14 protein-coding genes are annotated in these 16,762 nt (G+C 72.1%); 6 read left to right on the plus strand and 8 right to left on the minus strand.

The features are described 5' to 3' along the window. Positions 1-48 precede the first annotated feature (48 nt). The 5 genes from ACWEBX_RS24115 to ACWEBX_RS24135 form a co-directional block, all read right to left on the minus strand. Positions 49-1,065, minus strand: a complete 1,017-nt coding sequence (locus ACWEBX_RS24115) for a class I SAM-dependent methyltransferase (protein ID WP_451886892.1) — start codon at positions 1,063-1,065, stop codon at positions 49-51. Then, a complete protein-coding gene (locus ACWEBX_RS24120) occupies positions 1,062-2,420 on the minus strand; it encodes a M20/M25/M40 family metallo-hydrolase (protein ID WP_451886893.1) in 1,359 nt (452 codons plus the stop codon). Before ACWEBX_RS24120 ends, ACWEBX_RS24115 begins: the two co-directional genes overlap by 4 nt. A 90-nt stretch (positions 2,421-2,510) precedes the next feature. Then, positions 2,511-3,830, minus strand: a complete 1,320-nt coding sequence (locus ACWEBX_RS24125; protein ID WP_451886894.1) for an MFS transporter — start codon at positions 3,828-3,830, stop codon at positions 2,511-2,513. Continuing rightward, complete coding sequence (locus ACWEBX_RS24130; RefSeq protein ID WP_451886895.1) at positions 3,827-5,089, minus strand: ATP-grasp domain-containing protein; 1,263 nt, start codon at positions 5,087-5,089, stop codon at positions 3,827-3,829. The genes ACWEBX_RS24125 and ACWEBX_RS24130 overlap by 4 nt, the downstream gene beginning before the upstream one ends. Before the next feature lies 1 nt (position 5,090). Then, positions 5,091-6,386, minus strand: coding sequence for an ATP-grasp domain-containing protein (locus ACWEBX_RS24135; RefSeq protein WP_451886896.1), 1,296 nt, complete (start codon positions 6,384-6,386; stop codon positions 5,091-5,093). A gap of 397 nt (positions 6,387-6,783) precedes the next feature. On the opposite strand from ACWEBX_RS24135, the gene ACWEBX_RS24140 reads away from it, so the two are divergent. The 6 genes from ACWEBX_RS24140 to ACWEBX_RS24165 all read left to right on the plus strand — a co-directional run bounded on the left by ACWEBX_RS24140 (position 6,784) and on the right by ACWEBX_RS24165 (position 13,516). After that, positions 6,784-8,064, plus strand: coding sequence for a hydroxyacid-oxoacid transhydrogenase (locus ACWEBX_RS24140; protein ID WP_451886897.1), 1,281 nt, complete (start codon positions 6,784-6,786; stop codon positions 8,062-8,064). Between the two features lie 46 nt (positions 8,065-8,110). Next, on the plus strand, positions 8,111-9,568 hold the full coding sequence (locus ACWEBX_RS24145) for an aldehyde dehydrogenase family protein (protein WP_451886898.1): 1,458 nt from the start codon (positions 8,111-8,113) through the stop codon (positions 9,566-9,568). 86 nt (positions 9,569-9,654) lie between these two features. Beyond that, positions 9,655-10,134 carry a response regulator transcription factor gene (locus tag ACWEBX_RS24150; RefSeq protein WP_451886899.1) on the plus strand — a complete coding sequence of 160 codons (480 nt, stop codon included), beginning with the start codon at positions 9,655-9,657 and terminating at the stop codon, positions 10,132-10,134. A gap of 120 nt (positions 10,135-10,254) precedes the next feature. Continuing rightward, a complete protein-coding gene (locus ACWEBX_RS24155; protein ID WP_451886900.1) occupies positions 10,255-11,229 on the plus strand; it encodes a GlxA family transcriptional regulator in 975 nt (324 codons plus the stop codon). A gap of 29 nt (positions 11,230-11,258) precedes the next feature. Further along, positions 11,259-12,308, plus strand: a complete 1,050-nt coding sequence (locus ACWEBX_RS24160; RefSeq protein WP_451886901.1) for an aspartate-semialdehyde dehydrogenase — start codon at positions 11,259-11,261, stop codon at positions 12,306-12,308. After that, positions 12,305-13,516, plus strand: a complete 1,212-nt coding sequence (locus ACWEBX_RS24165; protein WP_451886902.1) for an amino acid kinase family protein — start codon at positions 12,305-12,307, stop codon at positions 13,514-13,516. Before ACWEBX_RS24160 ends, ACWEBX_RS24165 begins: the two co-directional genes overlap by 4 nt. A gap of 31 nt (positions 13,517-13,547) precedes the next feature. Here ACWEBX_RS24165 and ACWEBX_RS24170 read toward each other — a convergent pair whose 3' ends face one another. The 3 genes from ACWEBX_RS24170 to gcvH form a co-directional block, all read right to left on the minus strand. Beyond that, complete coding sequence (locus ACWEBX_RS24170; RefSeq protein ID WP_451886903.1) at positions 13,548-14,915, minus strand: L-serine ammonia-lyase; 1,368 nt, start codon at positions 14,913-14,915, stop codon at positions 13,548-13,550. Between the two features lie 163 nt (positions 14,916-15,078). After that, a complete protein-coding gene (gene glyA, locus ACWEBX_RS24175; RefSeq protein ID WP_451886904.1) occupies positions 15,079-16,353 on the minus strand; it encodes a serine hydroxymethyltransferase in 1,275 nt (424 codons plus the stop codon). 12 nt (positions 16,354-16,365) lie between these two features. Continuing rightward, the gene (gcvH, locus tag ACWEBX_RS24180) at positions 16,366-16,743 is read right to left on the minus strand and encodes a glycine cleavage system protein GcvH (protein ID WP_451886905.1); all 378 of its coding nucleotides are present in this window, start codon (positions 16,741-16,743) and stop codon (positions 16,366-16,368) included. Between the last annotated feature and the right edge of the window lie 19 nt (positions 16,744-16,762).

Raw genomic sequence — 16,762 nt, forward strand, 5'->3', positions numbered from 1 at the left:
GCGACGCGCTGCCCCGCAACGTCCACGTCGGCCCGGAGCGGTGCCGCCTCAGGGGGACTTCCGGCCGATCGCGAGGACGGCCGTGCGCGGAAGTGTGCAGGTCCATGAGCGGGCGGACGGGTCGTACGCGGCCGAGAACGTCTCCAGGGACCCGTCGGCGCGCCGCTCGCGGAAGACCGACTTGGCCAGCTCGACCGTGTGACGGGCCGCGTCCGCCGCGTGCCGCCGCTCGATCGCGGCGAGGCCGTACATGTCCAGCAGGTAGCGCCCCAGCTCCAGTTCGGCCTCCCGGGCCGTGGCCGCCGTCGCCACGTACGGGTCGGCCATCCCGGTCACCTCACCCGACTCGAAGCCCGCCTTCGTCAGATAGCCCCACATCTCCTCCCGGGTGAAGTGACCGAAGGCGTGGCCCGTCCGCGAGTACGGGTCGACCACGTCCTGGAACCAGGTCTCCATCGGGGACCCCACGAGGAAGTCGTGGAGCAGCAGGACCCCGCCGGGCCGCAGCACCCGGTACGCCTCGTGGGCGAGTTCGGCGCGGTCCTCGGCGGCGATGTGGTGCGACCCGTAGGCGACGAGGACCGCGTCGACACTGCCGTCGCGCATGAGCAGCCGGTCGGCGCGCTGCACCAGCGCCGGACAGTGGGCCGCCCAGGCGGCGCGCACCATGTACGGGGAGGCGTCGCACGTCAGCACGGACAGGCCGGTCAGGCCCCGGGCGTCCGCGACCCTGCGGACCAGGCCGTCGCCGCCGAGCACGTCCACGACGACGGCGGGCCGCCGGTCGGTCCGGGCCGGCACCAGGGAGAGCAGATGGTGGATGCCCTGCGCGCGTGCGGTGAGGTTGCGGGCCTGCGCGCGGATGTACGAGGAGCCCCGGCCGCCGGCCCCGTCCGCGCCGAAGTCGTCCTTGAAGTCGTCGGCTTCGGCCAGGCGGGCCCAGGCCCGGGCCCGTGCCGGGTCGACGCACGCGTGCAGATCGGGAGCCGCCCGGCCGAGCCGGTTCAGGTGATCCGCCATGTCCGCCTCGCCGAACGTGACATGACGTCCCGCCAGACCGGTCACGACCGCTCTCCCACGGACTCCAGGAACAGCGCGAGGGCGAGCGCCATGCGTTCGATCTCCTCGGGGTCCACGCTCTCGTCGGGCGCGTGGATGAGGCACTGCGGCTCCTCGACCCCGATCAGCGCGATCTCCGCGTCCGGGAAGGTCTCCTGCAGCGCGTCGCAGGTGGGGATCGAGCCGCCCTGCCCCGCCGTCGTCAGCTCCCGCCCGAATGCCTCCCGCATCGCCTCGGCCAGATGTGCGTAGGCGGGGCCGTCGGTGCGGGCCCGGAAGGGGCGGCTGGAGGAGAGCCGGACGGTCTCCACCTCGACCTCCCAGGGGGCCGCCCGGTCCAGATGTGCCTTCAGCGCCTCCCAGGCGGCGTCCGGTTCGGTTCCGTAGGGGATGCGCAGATTGAGCTTGGCCGTGACCTCGCCGAGCACGGCGGGGGCGGATCCGACCACCGGCGGGCAGTCGATGCCGACGACAGTGAGGGCGGGCCTGGCCCACAGCATGTCCGCCACACTGCCGTCGCCGAGCAGCCGGACGCCGTCGCGCGCACCGATGTCGTGACGGTAGCGCTCGGCGGGATACTCCGCGCCCTGCCAGCGCCCGCTGTTGTCGAGGCCGTCCACGGTCGTGTTGCCGGCGGCGTCGTGCAGGGTGGCGAGCATCGCGATCAGCGCGTTGAGCGGGTCGGGGGCGGGGCCGCCGAAGGTGCCCGAGTGCACCGGCCCGGCCAGCGAGCGGACGGTGACGGTGGCGTGCACGACGCCCCGCAGGTCGGTGGTGGCGGTGGGCAGCCCGGCCGCGGAGTTGCCGGTGTCGCACACGAGCACGGTGTCGGCGTACAGGAGCTTCGGGTTCTCCCGGATCAGGGTGGCGAGGCCACCGGTGCTCTGCTCCTCGGCGCCCTCGGATATGACCTTGACGCCCACCCCGAGCCCGGTCAGGTCGCCGAGCGCCCGCAGCGCGGTGAGCTGCATGACGATGTTGCCCTTGCAGTCGGCGGCCCCGCGCCCGTACCAGCGGCCGTCGGCGCGCTCGGTCAGGGTCCACACCGGGGTGGTCCAGGCGGGCTCGTCGAGGGGCGGCTGGACGTCGTAGTGGCTGTAGAGGAGGACGGTGGGGAAGCCGGGGGCGGCCGGCAGATGGCCGTACACCGCCTTGCTGCCGTCCGGGGTGTCCAGCAGCCGCGTCCCGGGGATGCCGGCTTCGGCGAACAGCCGTGCGACCAGGGTCGCGGCGCTCTCGCACTCCTCCACCGGATACTGCCGGGGGTCGGCGACGGACCGGTGCGCGACCAGGTCCCGCAGGTCCTCCTGAGCCCGGCCCATCAGTTCGCGCACCTGTACGCGCAACGCCTTGGGCGGCATGCGGCCTCCTTCTCGGTCGGTGTTCGGGGGTGTGTTCCGGGTCGTCGTGCACGAGCGTCGGAGGCGCCCGCCCCGGGCGGTCCGGGCCGGTCAGCCGGACGGGGAGGGTGGTTCGGCCGGCGCGGTCCCGGCGGTCCGGCGCCGGTCCACCGAGTCGGCGAGCGGGCGGCGCACCACACGGGTGCCCGCCCCGTAGCCGACTCCCACAAGGGCCAGCACCAGCCAGAACAGCGGCAGCGCGCCATGGCCGGCGGCCAGGTCGAAGCCGCCGCCGACGAAGCCGCCCAGCATGCCGCCGACGCCCCAGGCCATCGTGGAGTAGCCCAGGTAGAGGCCGGTGCGGCCCTCGGTCGCCAGGCCCGCGACGACCGCGTCGACCACACCGCAGAAGAGCGACTCGCCGATCGAGGTGACGATCACGGCGGCGACGACGGGGCTGATCCCGTCGACCGAGCACAGCAGCCAGCCGCCGCCGAGCAGGACCCCGGACGCCGCGAACAGGTCCAGGCGGCCGATCGTGGAGCGCCTCTCGACGCGCGAGCCGAGCAGCCACACGGTCAGCATCACCACGACGGCGTTGCCCGCGGTGAGCAGGCCGACCAGGTCGGAGTCGAGCTTCTGGTGGACGACGGTCAGGGGCAGCGCGACCCGGTACTGGGTGATGAGGAACCAGCCGCCGACCGCGAGTGAGCAGAAGATCATCAGCGGCCGGTCGCGCAGCGCCTCGGCCATGGCGGCGGGCCTGATGGGCGCCGCGTTCGTGGCGTGCAGCCCGCGCAGCAGCACCGCGGAGGTCACGGAGAACCCCAGGTGCAGAGCGGCGGCGATGAGGAACCCGGCCTTCATCGCGTCGGCCCCCATCAGCGCGGTGCCGATCAACGGGCCGATCAGGGCGGCCCCGTTGATCGACACGTAGTAGCGGCTGAGGTTGGCGGCGACCCCGCCGGACCTGCTGGAGGCGAGGACGCTGCGCGCGCCGTTGTTGTTGAGGGACCCGCCGACGCCGAGCAGCGCGACGGCCGCGCCCCAGACGGCGAAGCTGCCGCCCGCCACGGTGAACACGACGTACGCGCCCGCCTCGACGGCGAGCCCGAGGGTCAGGATCCGGGCGGCGCCGAAGCGGTCGCTGACCCAGCCGGACGGGATGCCGAGCCCGCGCCGGGTGAACTCCATGACGGCGAAGAGCAGACCGGTCTGGAAGCTGCTCAGCCCCTCGTCCTTGGTCAGGTGCACCGCGAGGAACGGCACGACCATGAAGAAGCCGATGTTGGTGGTGAAGCGGCCGAGGATGACGACGTACGCCGGACCCCGGCCGGCGAGGAAACGGCCGGGCCGTGTCCCCGGGGCGTGCTCGGCCCGCGGCCCCTGGTTCCCGGCGAGCGTCACCCCGTCTCCCTTCTCGGAGGTCACCGTGCCCCCTCCTCGTCGGTGCGGACGACGATCCGGGCGGCCGCCGCGTCGGCCGCGTCGGCGGCGGTCTTGGGGTCGGGGCCCGTGGCGACGACGTGCCCGGCACGGTTCCAGGAGTCGCCGAGCGGCACCAGGTCGTCGCCCGCCGAGGGCAGTTCGCCGACGCGGATGACGCCTTCCATGGCCAGGGCCTCCGCCACGCCCGTCACCTCGGCGACCCGGCCGGGCCGGGGGGTGAGGTAGCGGATGGAGGCGCCGCCCGCGTGGGCGGCGGCGCGCCCCGGCAGGACGCCGTGGGCGAGCGCGAGGACGGCGCCCTGGAGCATGTCGATGCCGGTGACGTGGTGGACCAGCTCCCAGATCTGGTCGCCGCCCTGCCGGGCGTTGATCTCGACGACGGTGGCGCGCTCGCCGTCCTCGGCGAGCATCACCTCCGTGTGGCAGGGCCCCCAGGCGTAGCCGACGGCGTCCAGGGCCTTCAGCGCCGCGTCGACGACCGTCCGGTGCCGGTCGGGCGGCAGCGGCGCGGGCAGGTCGTGGCCGGTCTCCACGAAGTGCGGGGCACCCGAGGTGTGCTTCCGGGTGACGGCCAGGACCTGGTGGCGCCCTGCGGCCGACAGCGACTCGACGCTGAACTCCTGTCCGGTGAGGAACTCCTCGGCCAGCACGGTGGACGCGGACGCGCCCTGCGGCCAGGCGAAACCGGTCCGGGCACCGCTGGTCCAGGCCCACGCCCGGTCCAGCTCCGCCTCCGTGCGCACGAGATGCACGCCCGTCCCGCCGTTGCCCTCGACGGGTTTGAGGATCACGCCGGCCGGAGCGTCGCGGAGCAGGGCCCGGACCTCCTCGACGGTGGAGCACACCCGGTGGGCCACCGTGCCGAGGCCGCGTTCCCGCAGGTGCGCGCGCATGGCGGCCTTGTCCTGGGTCAGCGCGAGCGTGGCAGGCGAGTTGCCGCGCGCCCCCAGCGCCTCGGCCACCACGCTCGCCGGGCGCAGCGAGAGCTCGGTGAGCCCGAGCACCGCGTCCACGGGGCGCCGGGCGTGCACCTCGCGGGCGACGGCGAGCAGCGCCTTCGGGTCGGTGAAGTCGGCGTCGACCACCTGGAGGGCGAGGGATTCCTCCAGCTCCCGGTCCCCGCCGGGGCGGTGGACCACGGTGAGGGCGACCGGCAGGCCGACGAACTTGCCCAGGACGTCGTGGCGGGGACAGATGAGCAGAAGGTGGGGTACGTGGGCCCCGAACGACTGGCCCGGCATGTCAGGCGGTCCCCCCTTCGCCGGCCGCGTCGTCGGCGCGGGCCGCGTTCCACGTCCGTTCCAGCTCGCGGATGCGGGCGGAGTCCTTCTCGATGGCGCCCCAGTCGTCGGCGCCCTGGATGACCCAGCCCAGGCTGGTGGTCACGTCGTTGGTGAGCGGCATGTCCCTGCCCTCGGGCGGGATCGACATGGAGTACGTGGTGGGCAGGTCGGTGACCGCCCGGAGGATCTCCATGTTGTGCACCGGTCCCGCCAGGTCCGAGCAGAGCCAGAGTGTGCGGACCTCCTTGACGAGCTCGAACGACGGCACGAACTCCCCGTCGAGGACGTGCCGTACGGTGCGCTCGATCTGGTTGTCGCCGGTGGCCAGGGACCCGGAGATCATCATGCAGCTCCCCGAGTAGCGGGCGGCCAGCTCCACCAGGCGGGGGCCGTCCGGCGTCATGATCGCTTCGGCGTGCGTGGAGCCGTTGCGGATGCCGACGGCGTCGGCGGCGCGCATCACGTAGGGAGCGAGGACCGTCACGTCGGGGTGGTCGGGGGCCAGGAAGTCGGCGACGTCGTAGATGCCGTATCGGGGGCCCCGGTCGTGCTTGGCGTAGACGCAGGTGTCGACCAGGCCGTGCCGCCCGTCCACCGAGTACAGGTCGACGATGTACTCGGGCCCGTCCAGGAACTCCTGCACGATCACGGTGTCGTTGCGCAGCTCGAACCCGTTGACCTGGCCGAGGATGTGGGTGAAGTGGCCGAGCCACTCGCCGCCGGCCGGCACGAAGTGCACGTTGTCGGTCCCGGCGCTGTGCGGCGGCTTCAGGATGAGAGGCCGGCCGGTGAGGCCGCTCGACTCGATCCACGCGGCGGCCTCGGCGGGGTCGGCGGTCGACAGGGTGCGCGGACCGGGCACTCCGGCGCGCTCCAGGGCGAGTGCCATCTCGCCTTTGTGTCGCTGGTATCGGGCGCTGCCGGGCACGTTCTGGAACTGTGGCATCAGACGTTCCACGAGCTGCGCGGCGAATTCGACTCCGCTCTCGTTGCCGGTGACGATCCCCACCGGGTCATAGGATTCCACAAGCTTTGCCATTGCTTCGAAGTCGCCGTCGTAATAATGCACGGCTTCGAAGTCGTCGGGGTACCAGATGTTCTTCTTGACGAATTTCGCCAGTGGCCGTGGGGTGCTCATGACGGTGACCGGCAGCACGCCCCGGGCCCGGAAGGCGCTGGCGAAGCCCCGGTCGTCGCCGTCCCTGATGTGGTAGCCGTCTACGACGATCACGTACCGCCGCCCAGTGGACTTCATGACTCAACTCTGCTGGCCGGGACGGCTCCGGCGACAGTGGCGGAACTGACACGCAACCACGATTTACTGCCAGCGGCGTCCCGGGGGCCGGCGCCGGGCCGGGCCGGTGCCGGGGCGCGGACCGGGGTGTTGATCCGCTGACTTCCGATATGTGCCGGTGGTTGTGATTGAGCCGTTTCTGTCATAGGGCAAGGGACCTATGGCGGGACTCAGGCCGACTGGCTACTGTGGCCCACGCCTGGTCGAAATTCTGAGTGAAGGTGACGTCGATTCACCGAGTCGGCCGAGACGTCTGGGTGCGCGTCGCCGTTCGTCATGCAATTTCTCGGTCGGGAATTCCGAGTCAAGTCGATGAAGGCGGGGGCGGACTGTGGAATCGCTCGGGTGGGGTGGCGGGATGCCGGAGCATGAACGATTAATCGCCTGGCAGGCTCCGCCGCTGAAATTCGGTGTCGGCGCCACCGGGGACCTCGGACACGAACTGCGCAGAGCGGGGGTCGCCTCGGTGCTGCTGGTGACCGATCCGGTCCTCGCCGGGCTCGGCCTGCCGGCCCGTGTCGCCAAGCAGATCGAGCAGGAGGGGATCTCGGTCACGCTCTTCGACCGGGCCCGGGTCGAACCCACCGACACGAGCGTCGCCGAGGCAGCCCGTGAACTGGAAGCCCTCCAGGTGGACGGCTACGTCGGGCTCGGCGGCGGCAGTTCGATCGACACCGCCAAGATGCTGAACCTGCTGCTCAGTCACCCCGGCCGCCCGGTACGCGACTACCTGAACGCTCCGATCGGCGCCGGAGCCCCGGTCCCGGGTCCGCTCAAGCCCCTGGTGGCCGTGCCCACCACCGCCGGCAGCGGCAGCGAGTGCACCGCCATGGTCGCCCTCGGGGTGACGGACCTGAACGTGAAGACGGGCATCAGCGACCTGCGGCTGATGCCGTCCCTGGCGCTCGTCGACCCGGTCAACACCCTGACGCTGCCTCCGGCCGTCACCGCCTCCTCGGGCTACGACGTCCTGACCCACGCCTGCGAGTCGTACACGGCCCGCGCCTTCGACCGGCGCCCCCCGTACCCCACGCCCGCCGACCGGCCGCTGTACATCGGCGCCAACCCGATCAGCGACGTATGGGCGGAACAGGCGCTGGAACTGGTCGGCCGCCATCTCCGGCGCGCCGTGCTCAACCCCGACGACCTGGAGGCCCGTACGGGAATGAGCCGGGCCGCGAGCTTCGCGGGGATGGGATTCGGCAACGCGGGCACACACATCCCGCACGCCTGCGCCTACCCCGTGGCGGGGATGGTGCGTGACTACCGGCCCGACGGGTACGAGGTCGACCACGCCATGGTGCCGCACGGGGCGGCCGTCGTCTCCACCGCGGCCGCGGCCTTCGAGTTCACCTACCCGACCTCTCCCGAACGCCATCTGCGCGCGGCCGGGTTGCTCGGCGCGAACCTCGACGGGGTGACGGAGGCGAACGGTTCGGACGTGCTGCCGGCCACCCTGCTGAGCATCGTCGCGGACACCGGAGGACCCACCGGGCTGCGGGACTTCGGCTACTCCGCCAAAGACCTCCCCGGCCTCGTCGAGGGCGCCCTCAAACAGCGCCGGCTGCTGGTGTGCTGCCCGCGTGACGTCGCCGCACGTGATCTCGAACGGGTCATCGCCGGTTCGATGACCCACTGAACCACCGAAGAAGTGCGCCCCCCACGCCAAGGAGCTGGATGCACCCGTGAGTGATGCATCGATACCGGAACACCCGGCCGTCATCGCGGGGAAGCAGGTTCCCACGGACCGGTGGATCGACGTCCTCGATCCGTCGGACGCCCGCACCGTCGCCCGCGTCGCCCGCTGCGGCCCGGCCGAGATCGGGGCGGCGGTGGAAGCGGCCCGGCACACCCACGAGACGGTCTGGCGGTTCGCCACACCGGTCGAGCGCTCCCGGATCTGCCACCGCATCGCCGAGGTCCTGCGCTCCCGGCGCGGCGAACTCGCCGCACTGGAGACGCTCGACACCGGCAAGCCGCTGCGTCAGTCGCTCACCGACGCCGACATCGCCGCCCGCTACTTCGAGTTCTACGCCAACGCCGTGGAGAGCCTCGGCGGGGAGACCATCCAGCACCGGCCGGACCGGCCGGCCTTCACCCTGCGCGAACCCTACGGCGTGTGCGGGCACATCATCCCCTGGAACTACCCGCTCCAGATAGCGGCCAGGACCCTGGCACCCGCCCTCGCGGCCGGAAACTGCTGTGTTCTCAAGCCCGCCGAGGACGCGCCGCTGACCTCGCTCAGGCTGGTGGAGATCGCCGAGGAGGCGGGACTTCCGGCGGGCGCCCTGAACGTCGTACCGGGCCACGGAACGGAGGCCGGCGCCGCACTCGCCGCGCATCCCGGCCTGGACCGGCTGGCCTTCACCGGCTCGCGGGAGGTCGGCGGGGCCGTGATGACCGCGGCGGCGCGCACCATCGTGCCGGTCACCCTGGAGCTCGGCGGGAAGTCCCCGCACCTCGTGCTCCCCGACTTCGACGCCGAACGCGCGGTGCCGCAGATCGTGGAGTCGATCACCGAGCACGCGGGGCAGAACTGCTCGGCCGGCAGCCGACTGCTCGTCCACCGGTCCGTTCACCGCGAACTGGTGGACGCGCTCGTCGAACGGTTCCGCGCCCTGACCATCGGGCCGGGAGCGGCCGATCCCGACATGGGGCCGCTCATCTCCGCGAGACAGCGCGAGCGGGTGCTCGGCCACCTGGCCGGGGGCCGGCGCGACGCCGTTCTCCGTACGGGCGGTGGTGTCCCCCGGGGGAAGGCCTGCGCCGAGGGCTTCTTCGTGGAGCCCACCATCCTCGATCAGGTCACCCCGGAACACCGGGTGTTCAACGAGGAGATATTCGGTCCCGTCCTGTGCGTCTCGGTCTTCGACTCGCTGGAGGAAGCGGTCGCCCTCGCGGAACACACCACGTACGGACTGGCCGCCGGGGTATGGACGTCCGATGTGACCCGTGCCCACTGGCTCGCGGGCCGGCTCCGGGTGGGGCAGGTGTTCGTGAACAACTACAGCGCGGCCGGGGGAGTCGAGCTGCCGTTCGGCGGCTACCGGCGGTCGGGAATCGGAGTGGAGAAGGGGCTGGAGGCGCTGCGTGAATACACGCGGTGCAAGACGGTGGCGATCCACGCGCAGCTTCCCTCCTGACGCGGTACCCCGGTTTCCCTCGCACGATTTCGGCCCTACGGAGAAGAGCGGTCCGGCAATTCACCTCGGTGGAGGGAGTTCATCTGATGTCGCCTGTTGTGCGCGGGTCGGTCGAGGAACCGGGGACCCGGCAGTGCTGTGTGGTCTGCGGGGCACCGGCGCAGCCCGTGACGGCCTTGGCCGAAGGTGTCGCCAAGGTGCACAAGGCCCTGGGCGAGGCACAGGACGCCCTCGAGGCCCAGGAACAGTTGATCGAGGACTTACGGGCCGACGGCCGCCGCGGCGCCGTCCCCGCCCCGCCGCCCTCCTCGGAGGCGACCGGGACACGACAGGCCCTCGCCGTGCTGACGGCCCGCGAACGTCAAATTCTCGTCCTCATCTCCCAGGGGAATTCGAATCGGCGTGTGGCGAAGGCACTTGGCATATCCGAGAAGACGGTGAAGAACCATTTGTCAGCGGTCTTCATGAAGGTCGGCGCGTCCGATCGGACGCAAGCCGTCGTCATGGGTATCCGCAGCGGGATCGTGTCCATCGGCCAGCCCGTCGACGATGTGTCCCACCCATGAGCGCCGGCGGGTGAATCCCGACGCGCTTCCGGGTCCATGCCGTGAGTATGAGGGCTGATCCGGCCAAGCGACAGCGGAGGGACTGTCAGAACACCATGTATTACTGCCACATTGGAAAACATGCTGAAGAACGTAGCCGCGGTCCTGCTCGACAACGTCCATCCCTTCGAGCTGGGTGTCGTCTGTGAGGTATTCGGGATCGACCGTCGTGAAGAGGGGCTGCCCTCCTACGACTTCGCGCTCGTCGCCGCGGAATCCCCGTCGGTGCGGGCGGTGCCCGGATTCACCATCAGCACGCCCTACGGCCTCGACCGGCTGGAGGAGGCCGACCTCATCGCCATACCGGTGGGGGACGACTTCCACACCCGGGAGTTTCCGCCCGCCCTGCTGGAGGCCCTGCGCCAGGCGGTGGCCCGCGGCGCCCGGGTGGTCAGCGTCTGTGTCGGAGCGTTCGTCCTGGGCGCCGCGGGGCTGCTCGACGGACGCCGCTGCACCACGCACTGGCGGTACGCCGAGGCGCTCACCGAGCGCTATCCGAAAGCCCATGTCGAACCGGGCGTGCTGTACGTCGACGAGGACCCGATCCTCACCTCGGCCGGCACCTCCGCCGGGATCGACGCCTGCCTCCACCTCGTACGCAAGCTCCAGGGCAGCGACGTCGCCAACGCCATCGCCCGGCGCATGGTCGTACCCCCGCACCGCGAGGGCGGCCAGGCCCAGTACATCGAACGGCCGGTCGCGCAGTACGGGGAGGACGGCGTGCGCGAGGTGCTGACCTGGGCCGAACAGCACCTGGACCAGGAGATCAGCGTCGAGCAGCTCTCCGCCCGCGCCTGCATGTCGCCGCGCACGTTCGCCCGCCGCTTCCGGGCGGAGACCGGGACCACGCCCTACCGGTGGCTGCTGGCCCAGCGGGTGCTGAGCGCCCAGCGGCTGCTGGAGAACACCGACGAGACGATGGAGGCCGTGGCCGCCCGTACGGGATTCGCCAACGCGGCCGCCCTGCGCTACCAGTTCGTGCACTTCCTCGGCACCACCCCCCACGCGTACCGGCGGGCCTTCCGGGGCCGGTTACCGGACGCGACGACGTACTGAGCCCCGGACGGGGCGACAGGAGGACGGGAATGCTGCGCATCGCGGTAGTCGGCGCCACCGGAGCGGTGGGCCGGGAATGCCTGGCCCTGCTCGACGGCGGGATCGTGCCCGTGGAACAGGTGGTGCCCGTGGGATCGGCGCGCAGCGTCGGCCGGGACCTGGGCCGCGAACTGGGCCTGTCCCTGCCCCTGGCGGACCTGGTCACCCTCGACGAACTCGACCCCCGCGGCCTGGACGTCGCCGTCTTCTCCGCGGGCGCGGAGATCAGTGGCCGGGAGGCCGAGCGGCTGGCCTCGGCCGGAGTGCTGGTCGTCGACAACAGCTCGGCGTTCCGGATGCGGCCGGACGTCCCGCTCGTGGTGCCCCAGGTCAACCCCGCCGCGCTCGACGACCGGCCGGCGTCCGGCCTCGTGGCCAACCCCAACTGCTCGACCATCCAGCTCGTGCGCGCCCTGCACCCGGTGCACGAACTGGCCGGTCTGCGGAGCGTCGTGGTGGCGACCTACCAGGCGGCCTCCGGCGGCGGGGTGCGCGGCCTGCGGGAACTGGCGGAGGAGTCCAGGGCCGTCCTGGACGATCCCCGAGCGCAGGGCGCCCCCGGCGGGCGCTTCGGGCAGCCGCTGGCCTTCAACCTCGTGCCCGAGATCGGGCTCCCGGACGGACACGGCCTCACGCACGAAGAACGCAAACTCGTCCGCGAACCCCGCAAGATCCTCGGACTGCCGGACCTGCGGGTGAGCGCCACCGCGGTACGGGTGCCGGTCTTCGACTGCCACTCCGAGGCCGTGCACATCGCCCTGCGCGAGCCCGTCACCGCCGCGGCGGTCGAGGAGGCCCTGGCCGCGACGCCCGGGCTGCGCGTCCACCGCCGCTCCCACAGCCCCTCGTACCCGATGCCCCGCACCGTCTTCGCCCGGCGCGAGGACCGGGCGCTGGTCCACGTCGGCCGCGTCCGTGTCGAGCCGGAGGACGACCGCGCCCTCGCGCTCTGGGTCGTCGCCGACAACCTGTGGGTGGGCGCCGCCCTGAACGCGCTCCAGATCGTGGAGCTCGCCGCGAAGAACGGATGGCTGGGATGACGGGCCGTCGCGCCCCGGACCCGCGGCCGCTGGTGCTGAAGTTCGGCGGCTCCGCCTTCGCCGACCTCGACGGCTACCGCCGCGTGGCCCGGTACGCGGTGCGTCGCGGGACCGAGGAGGAGCGCCCGGTGGTCGTCGTGGTGAGCGCGATGTCCGGTACGACGGGCAGACTCCAGCAGACCCTGGACGCGCTGGCCGCCGACCCGCCCGCCCGGGCCGCGGCGATGCTCCTGACCGCCGGCGAGACGGTGAGCGTCGCCCTGCTCGCCGCGGCGCTCGACGCCGCGGGCGTGCCCGGCTGCCCGCTGCCCGCGGCGTCCACCGGGCTCCTCGCCGAGGGGCCCGGCGACCGGGCGGAGCTGGTCTCGGCCAGTCCCGAGGCGCTCTCCAGGGCCCTGGCCGACTGCCCGATCGCGGTGGTCCCCGGCGGACAGGCCGTCGACGCGGCCGGGCGGACCGTCATGCTGGGCCGCAACAGCTCGGACCTCTCGGCGGTGGCGACCGCCGCGACGCTGGGCGCGGACACGTGCGAGCTCTTCTCCGACGTGCCCGGGGTGTGCACCGCCGACCCCCACCTCGTGCCGGAGGCGCGCACCCTGACCCGGATCAGCTACGAGGGAGTGCGCCGGATGTCCCGCCACGGCGCCAAGGTCGTCCACGAGCGCGCCGTGGACTGGGCGGAGCGCGAAGGGGTGCGGCTGCTGTGCCGCCCCTTTCCCTGGAGCCGGGTTCCGGAAGCCGGGACGGCCGTCGGGGCGGGTCCCGCGGCGGCGGCGGTCGTCGTGCTCAAGGACAGCGACGTGTGGTCCTTCCGGTCAGGACGGGAACGCCGGTCGGTGGGCGGACGGCTGCGGGCCGAGGGCCTGACGGTCACCGAGTTCGAGACCACGGACGAGGTGTGTCTGGCGGTGCCCGCCGGGGCGCGGGGCGCGGCCCGGCACGTGCGGACCGCGCGCCTCCTCGACGGTCTGTGCCTGGTCACCACCCTGCGGGCGGACGGCCGGGCCGAACACACCGTGGTGCCGCGACCGGAGGCAGCGGCCGAGGCCCGCAGGCGTCACGGCCTGCTCTACCCGGACACCGCGGACGCCCCGGGACCGGCCGCGCCCCCGCCGCCCAAGGCCCGTTCCGCCCACAGCGACGTCCTCGTCGGCCCGGGAGCCGCCCCCGTGCCGGCCCCCGCGCCGGAGGGAGAGCGCCCCGGCTGACCGGCACGGGCCGCCGCCGGGACGTACCCGCTCAACACTCGATGATGTTGACCGCGAGCCCGCCCCGGGCCGTCTCCTTGTACTTGACGCTCATGTCGGCGCCGGTCTCCTTCATGGTCTTGATGACCTTGTCGAGGGAGACCAGGTGCGAGCCGTCACCGCGCATCGCCATCCGGGCGGCCGTGACGGCCTTCACCGAGGCCATGCCGTTGCGCTCGATGCAGGGGATCTGGACCAGACCGCCGACCGGGTCGCAGGTGAGGCCGAGGTTGTGCTCCATGCCGATCTCGGCGGCGTTCTCGACCTGCTCCGGGCTGCCGCCCAGCACCTCGGCGAGCGCGCCGGCCGCCATGGAGCAGGCCGAGCCGACCTCGCCCTGGCAGCCGACCTCGGCGCCCGAGATGGAGGCGTTCTCCTTGAACAGCATGCCGATCGCCCCGGCCGCGAGCAGGAACCGTACGACCCCGTCCTCGTCGGCGCCCGGCACGAAGTTGATGTAGTAGTGCAGCACCGCGGGGATGATGCCCGCCGCGCCGTTGGTGGGGGCGGTGACCACCCGGCCGCCCGCCGCGTTCTCCTCGTTGACCGCCATCGCGTAGAGGGTGATCCACTCCATCGCGTGGGCCAGCGGATCGCCCTCGGCGCGGAGCTGGCGGGCCGAGAGGGCGGCACGGCGGCGGACCCGCAGCCCGCCCGGCAGGATGCCCTCGCGGGTGATGCCGCGCGAGACGCACGCCTGCATCACGCGCCAGATCCCGAGCAGCCCCTCGCGGATCTCCTCCTCGGTGCGCCAGGCCCGCTCGTTCTCCAGCATCAGGGCGGAGATCGACAGGCCGGTCTCCTTCGTGAGCCGCAGCAGCTCGTCACCCGTGCGGAACGGGTACTTCAGGATCGTGTCGTCGAGCTTGATGCGGTCCTCGCCCACCGCGTCCCCGTCGACCACGAAGCCGCCGCCCACCGAGTAGTACGTCTTCTCCAGGACGAGTCCGCCCGACGCGTCGTACGCGAAGATCGTCATGCCGTTGGCGTGGTACGGCAGGGCCTTGCGGCGGTGCAGGACCAGATCGTCGTCGAAGGAGAAGTCGATCTCGTGCTCGCCGAGCAGCCGGATCCGGCCCGAGGCCTTGATCTGCTCGACCCGCTCGTCGGCGCCCTCCACGTCCACCGTCCGCGGCGAGGCGCCCTCCAGACCGAGCAGCACCGCCTTGGGCGTGCCGTGGCCGTGGCCGGTCGCTCCCAGGGAGCCGTACAGCTCGGCGCGTATCGACGCGACCGGGGCCAGCAGGTCCTCGTTGCGCAGCCGCCGGGCGAACATGCGTGCGGCACGCATCGGACCCACCGTGTGGGAGCTGGACGGGCCGATGCCGATCGAGAACAGGTCGAAGACCGAGATGGCCACGGGAACTCCTTGCTGGTTTCGCCGGACGCCGTTGTCCGACGGAGGTGGTGCGGGACTGCATGGAACGGGGCACCGCGCTCTGCTTCCAGTGTGCGCGGTGCCCCGGATGTCCGTACGAAAACAACCGTACGGGGTGAAAACACAGGACAGAAACCCTGCGGAACTACTTCAGGCCGGGGTACAACGGGTGCTTGTCGGCCAGAGCGGACACCCGGGCCTTCAGGGCGTCCACGTCGGCCGCCCCGAAGGGAGAGGGCGCCTTCAGCGTCTCGGCGATGACGTCCGCGACCTCGGTGAAGTCCTCGGCGGTGAAGCCGCGGGTGGCGAGGGCGGGCGTGCCGATGCGCAGGCCCGAGGTGACCATCGGCGGGCGCGGGTCGTTCGGGATGGCGTTGCGGTTGACCGTGATGCCGACCTCGTGGAGGCGGTCCTCGGCCTGCTGCCCGTCCAGCTCGGAGTTGCGCAGGTCGACCAGGACCAGGTGCACGTCCGTGCCCCCGGACAGGACGTCCACGCCGACGGCCTTCACGTCGTCCTGGACCAGACGCTCGGCCAGGATGCGCGCGCCGTCCAGCGTGCGCTGCTGGCGCTCCTTGAAGTCGTCCGAGGCGGCGACCTTGAAGGAGACGGCCTTGGCCGCGATCACGTGCTCCAGGGGACCGCCCTGGAAGCCCGGGAAGACCGAGGAGTTCAGCTTCTTCGCGAACTCCTTCTTCGCCAGGATGATGCCGCCGCGGGGGCCGCCGAGCGTCTTGTGCGTGGTGGAGGTGACCACGTCCGCGAACGGGACCGGGTTCGGGTGCAGACCCGCCGCGACCAGACCCGCGAAGTGGGCCATGTCGACCCACAGGAGGGCGCCGGCCTCGTCCGCGATCCGGCGGAACTCGGCGAAGTCGAGCTGACGCGGGTACGCCGACCAGCCCGCGATGATCACCTTCGGGCGGTGCTCCTTGGCGAGCCGCTCGACCTCGGCCATGTCGACCAGGCCGGCCTCGTCCACGTGGTACGCGACCACGTCGAACTGCTTGCCGGAGAAGTTCAGCCGCATCCCGTGGGTCAGGTGGCCGCCGTGCGCCAGGTCCAGGCCGAGGATGGTGTCGCCGGGCTGGGCCAGCGCGAACAGCGCGGCCTGGTTGGCGGAGGCACCCGAGTGGGGCTGGACGTTGGCGTACTCGGCGCCGAACAGGTCCTTGACCCGGTCGATGGCGATCTGCTCGGCCACGTCGACGTGCTCGCAGCCGCCGTAGTAGCGGCGGCCCGGGTAGCCCTCGGCGTACTTGTTGGTCAGGACCGAGCCCTGGGCCTCCATGACCGCGACCGGAGCGAAGTTCTCCGAGGCGATCATCTCCAGCGTGGACTGCTGGCGGTGCAGCTCGGCGTCGACGGCGGCGGCGACGTCGGGGTCGAGCTCGTGCAGGGGGGTGTTCATGAGCGACATGCGGGTGACTCCTCAGCCGGCCGTGAAGGCGGTGTACTCGTCGGCGGACATCAGGTCCTCGGGCTCGCCGGCGACGCGCACCTTGAACAGCCAGCCGCCCTCGAAGGGGGCGGAGTTCACCAGGGCCGGGTCGTCCACGACGTCCTGGTTGGCCTCGACGACCTCGCCGTTCACCGGGGAGTACAGGTCGCTGACCGACTTGGTCGACTCCAGCTCGCCGCAGGACTCGCCCGCGGCCACCGTGTCACCGACCGAAGGGAGCTGGGCGTAGACGACATCGCCGAGCGCGTTGGCCGCGAACTCGGTGATGCCGACCGTCGCGACGCCGTCCTCGGCGACCGACAGCCACTCGTGCTCCTTGCTGTAACGCAGCGTCTGGGGGTTGCTCATGACCTGAATTCTCCTGTAC

The sequence above is a fragment of the Streptomyces sp. NPDC005070 genome (genome assembly GCF_053600395.1).

Excerpts from the sequence above, each read along its gene's own strand:
- ACWEBX_RS24140 (WP_451886897.1), top strand. The coding sequence starts at position 6,784 with ATGCCGGAGCATGAACGATTAATCGCCTGGCAGGCTCCGCCGCTGAAA.
- ACWEBX_RS24165 (WP_451886902.1), top strand. The coding sequence starts at position 12,305 with ATGACGGGCCGTCGCGCCCCGGACCCGCGGCCGCTGGTGCTGAAGTTC.
- ACWEBX_RS24135 (WP_451886896.1), bottom strand. The coding sequence starts at position 6,386 with ATGAAGTCCACTGGGCGGCGGTACGTGATCGTCGTAGACGGCTACCAC.
- ACWEBX_RS24120 (WP_451886893.1), bottom strand. The coding sequence starts at position 2,420 with ATGCCGCCCAAGGCGTTGCGCGTACAGGTGCGCGAACTGATGGGCCGG.
- ACWEBX_RS24160 (WP_451886901.1), top strand. The coding sequence starts at position 11,259 with ATGCTGCGCATCGCGGTAGTCGGCGCCACCGGAGCGGTGGGCCGGGAA.
- gcvH (WP_451886905.1), bottom strand. The coding sequence starts at position 16,743 with ATGAGCAACCCCCAGACGCTGCGTTACAGCAAGGAGCACGAGTGGCTG.
- ACWEBX_RS24130 (WP_451886895.1), bottom strand. The coding sequence starts at position 5,089 with ATGCCGGGCCAGTCGTTCGGGGCCCACGTACCCCACCTTCTGCTCATC.
- glyA (WP_451886904.1), bottom strand. The coding sequence starts at position 16,353 with ATGTCGCTCATGAACACCCCCCTGCACGAGCTCGACCCCGACGTCGCC.
- ACWEBX_RS24155 (WP_451886900.1), top strand. The coding sequence starts at position 10,255 with ATGCTGAAGAACGTAGCCGCGGTCCTGCTCGACAACGTCCATCCCTTC.
- ACWEBX_RS24150 (WP_451886899.1), top strand. The coding sequence starts at position 9,655 with ATGTCGCCTGTTGTGCGCGGGTCGGTCGAGGAACCGGGGACCCGGCAG.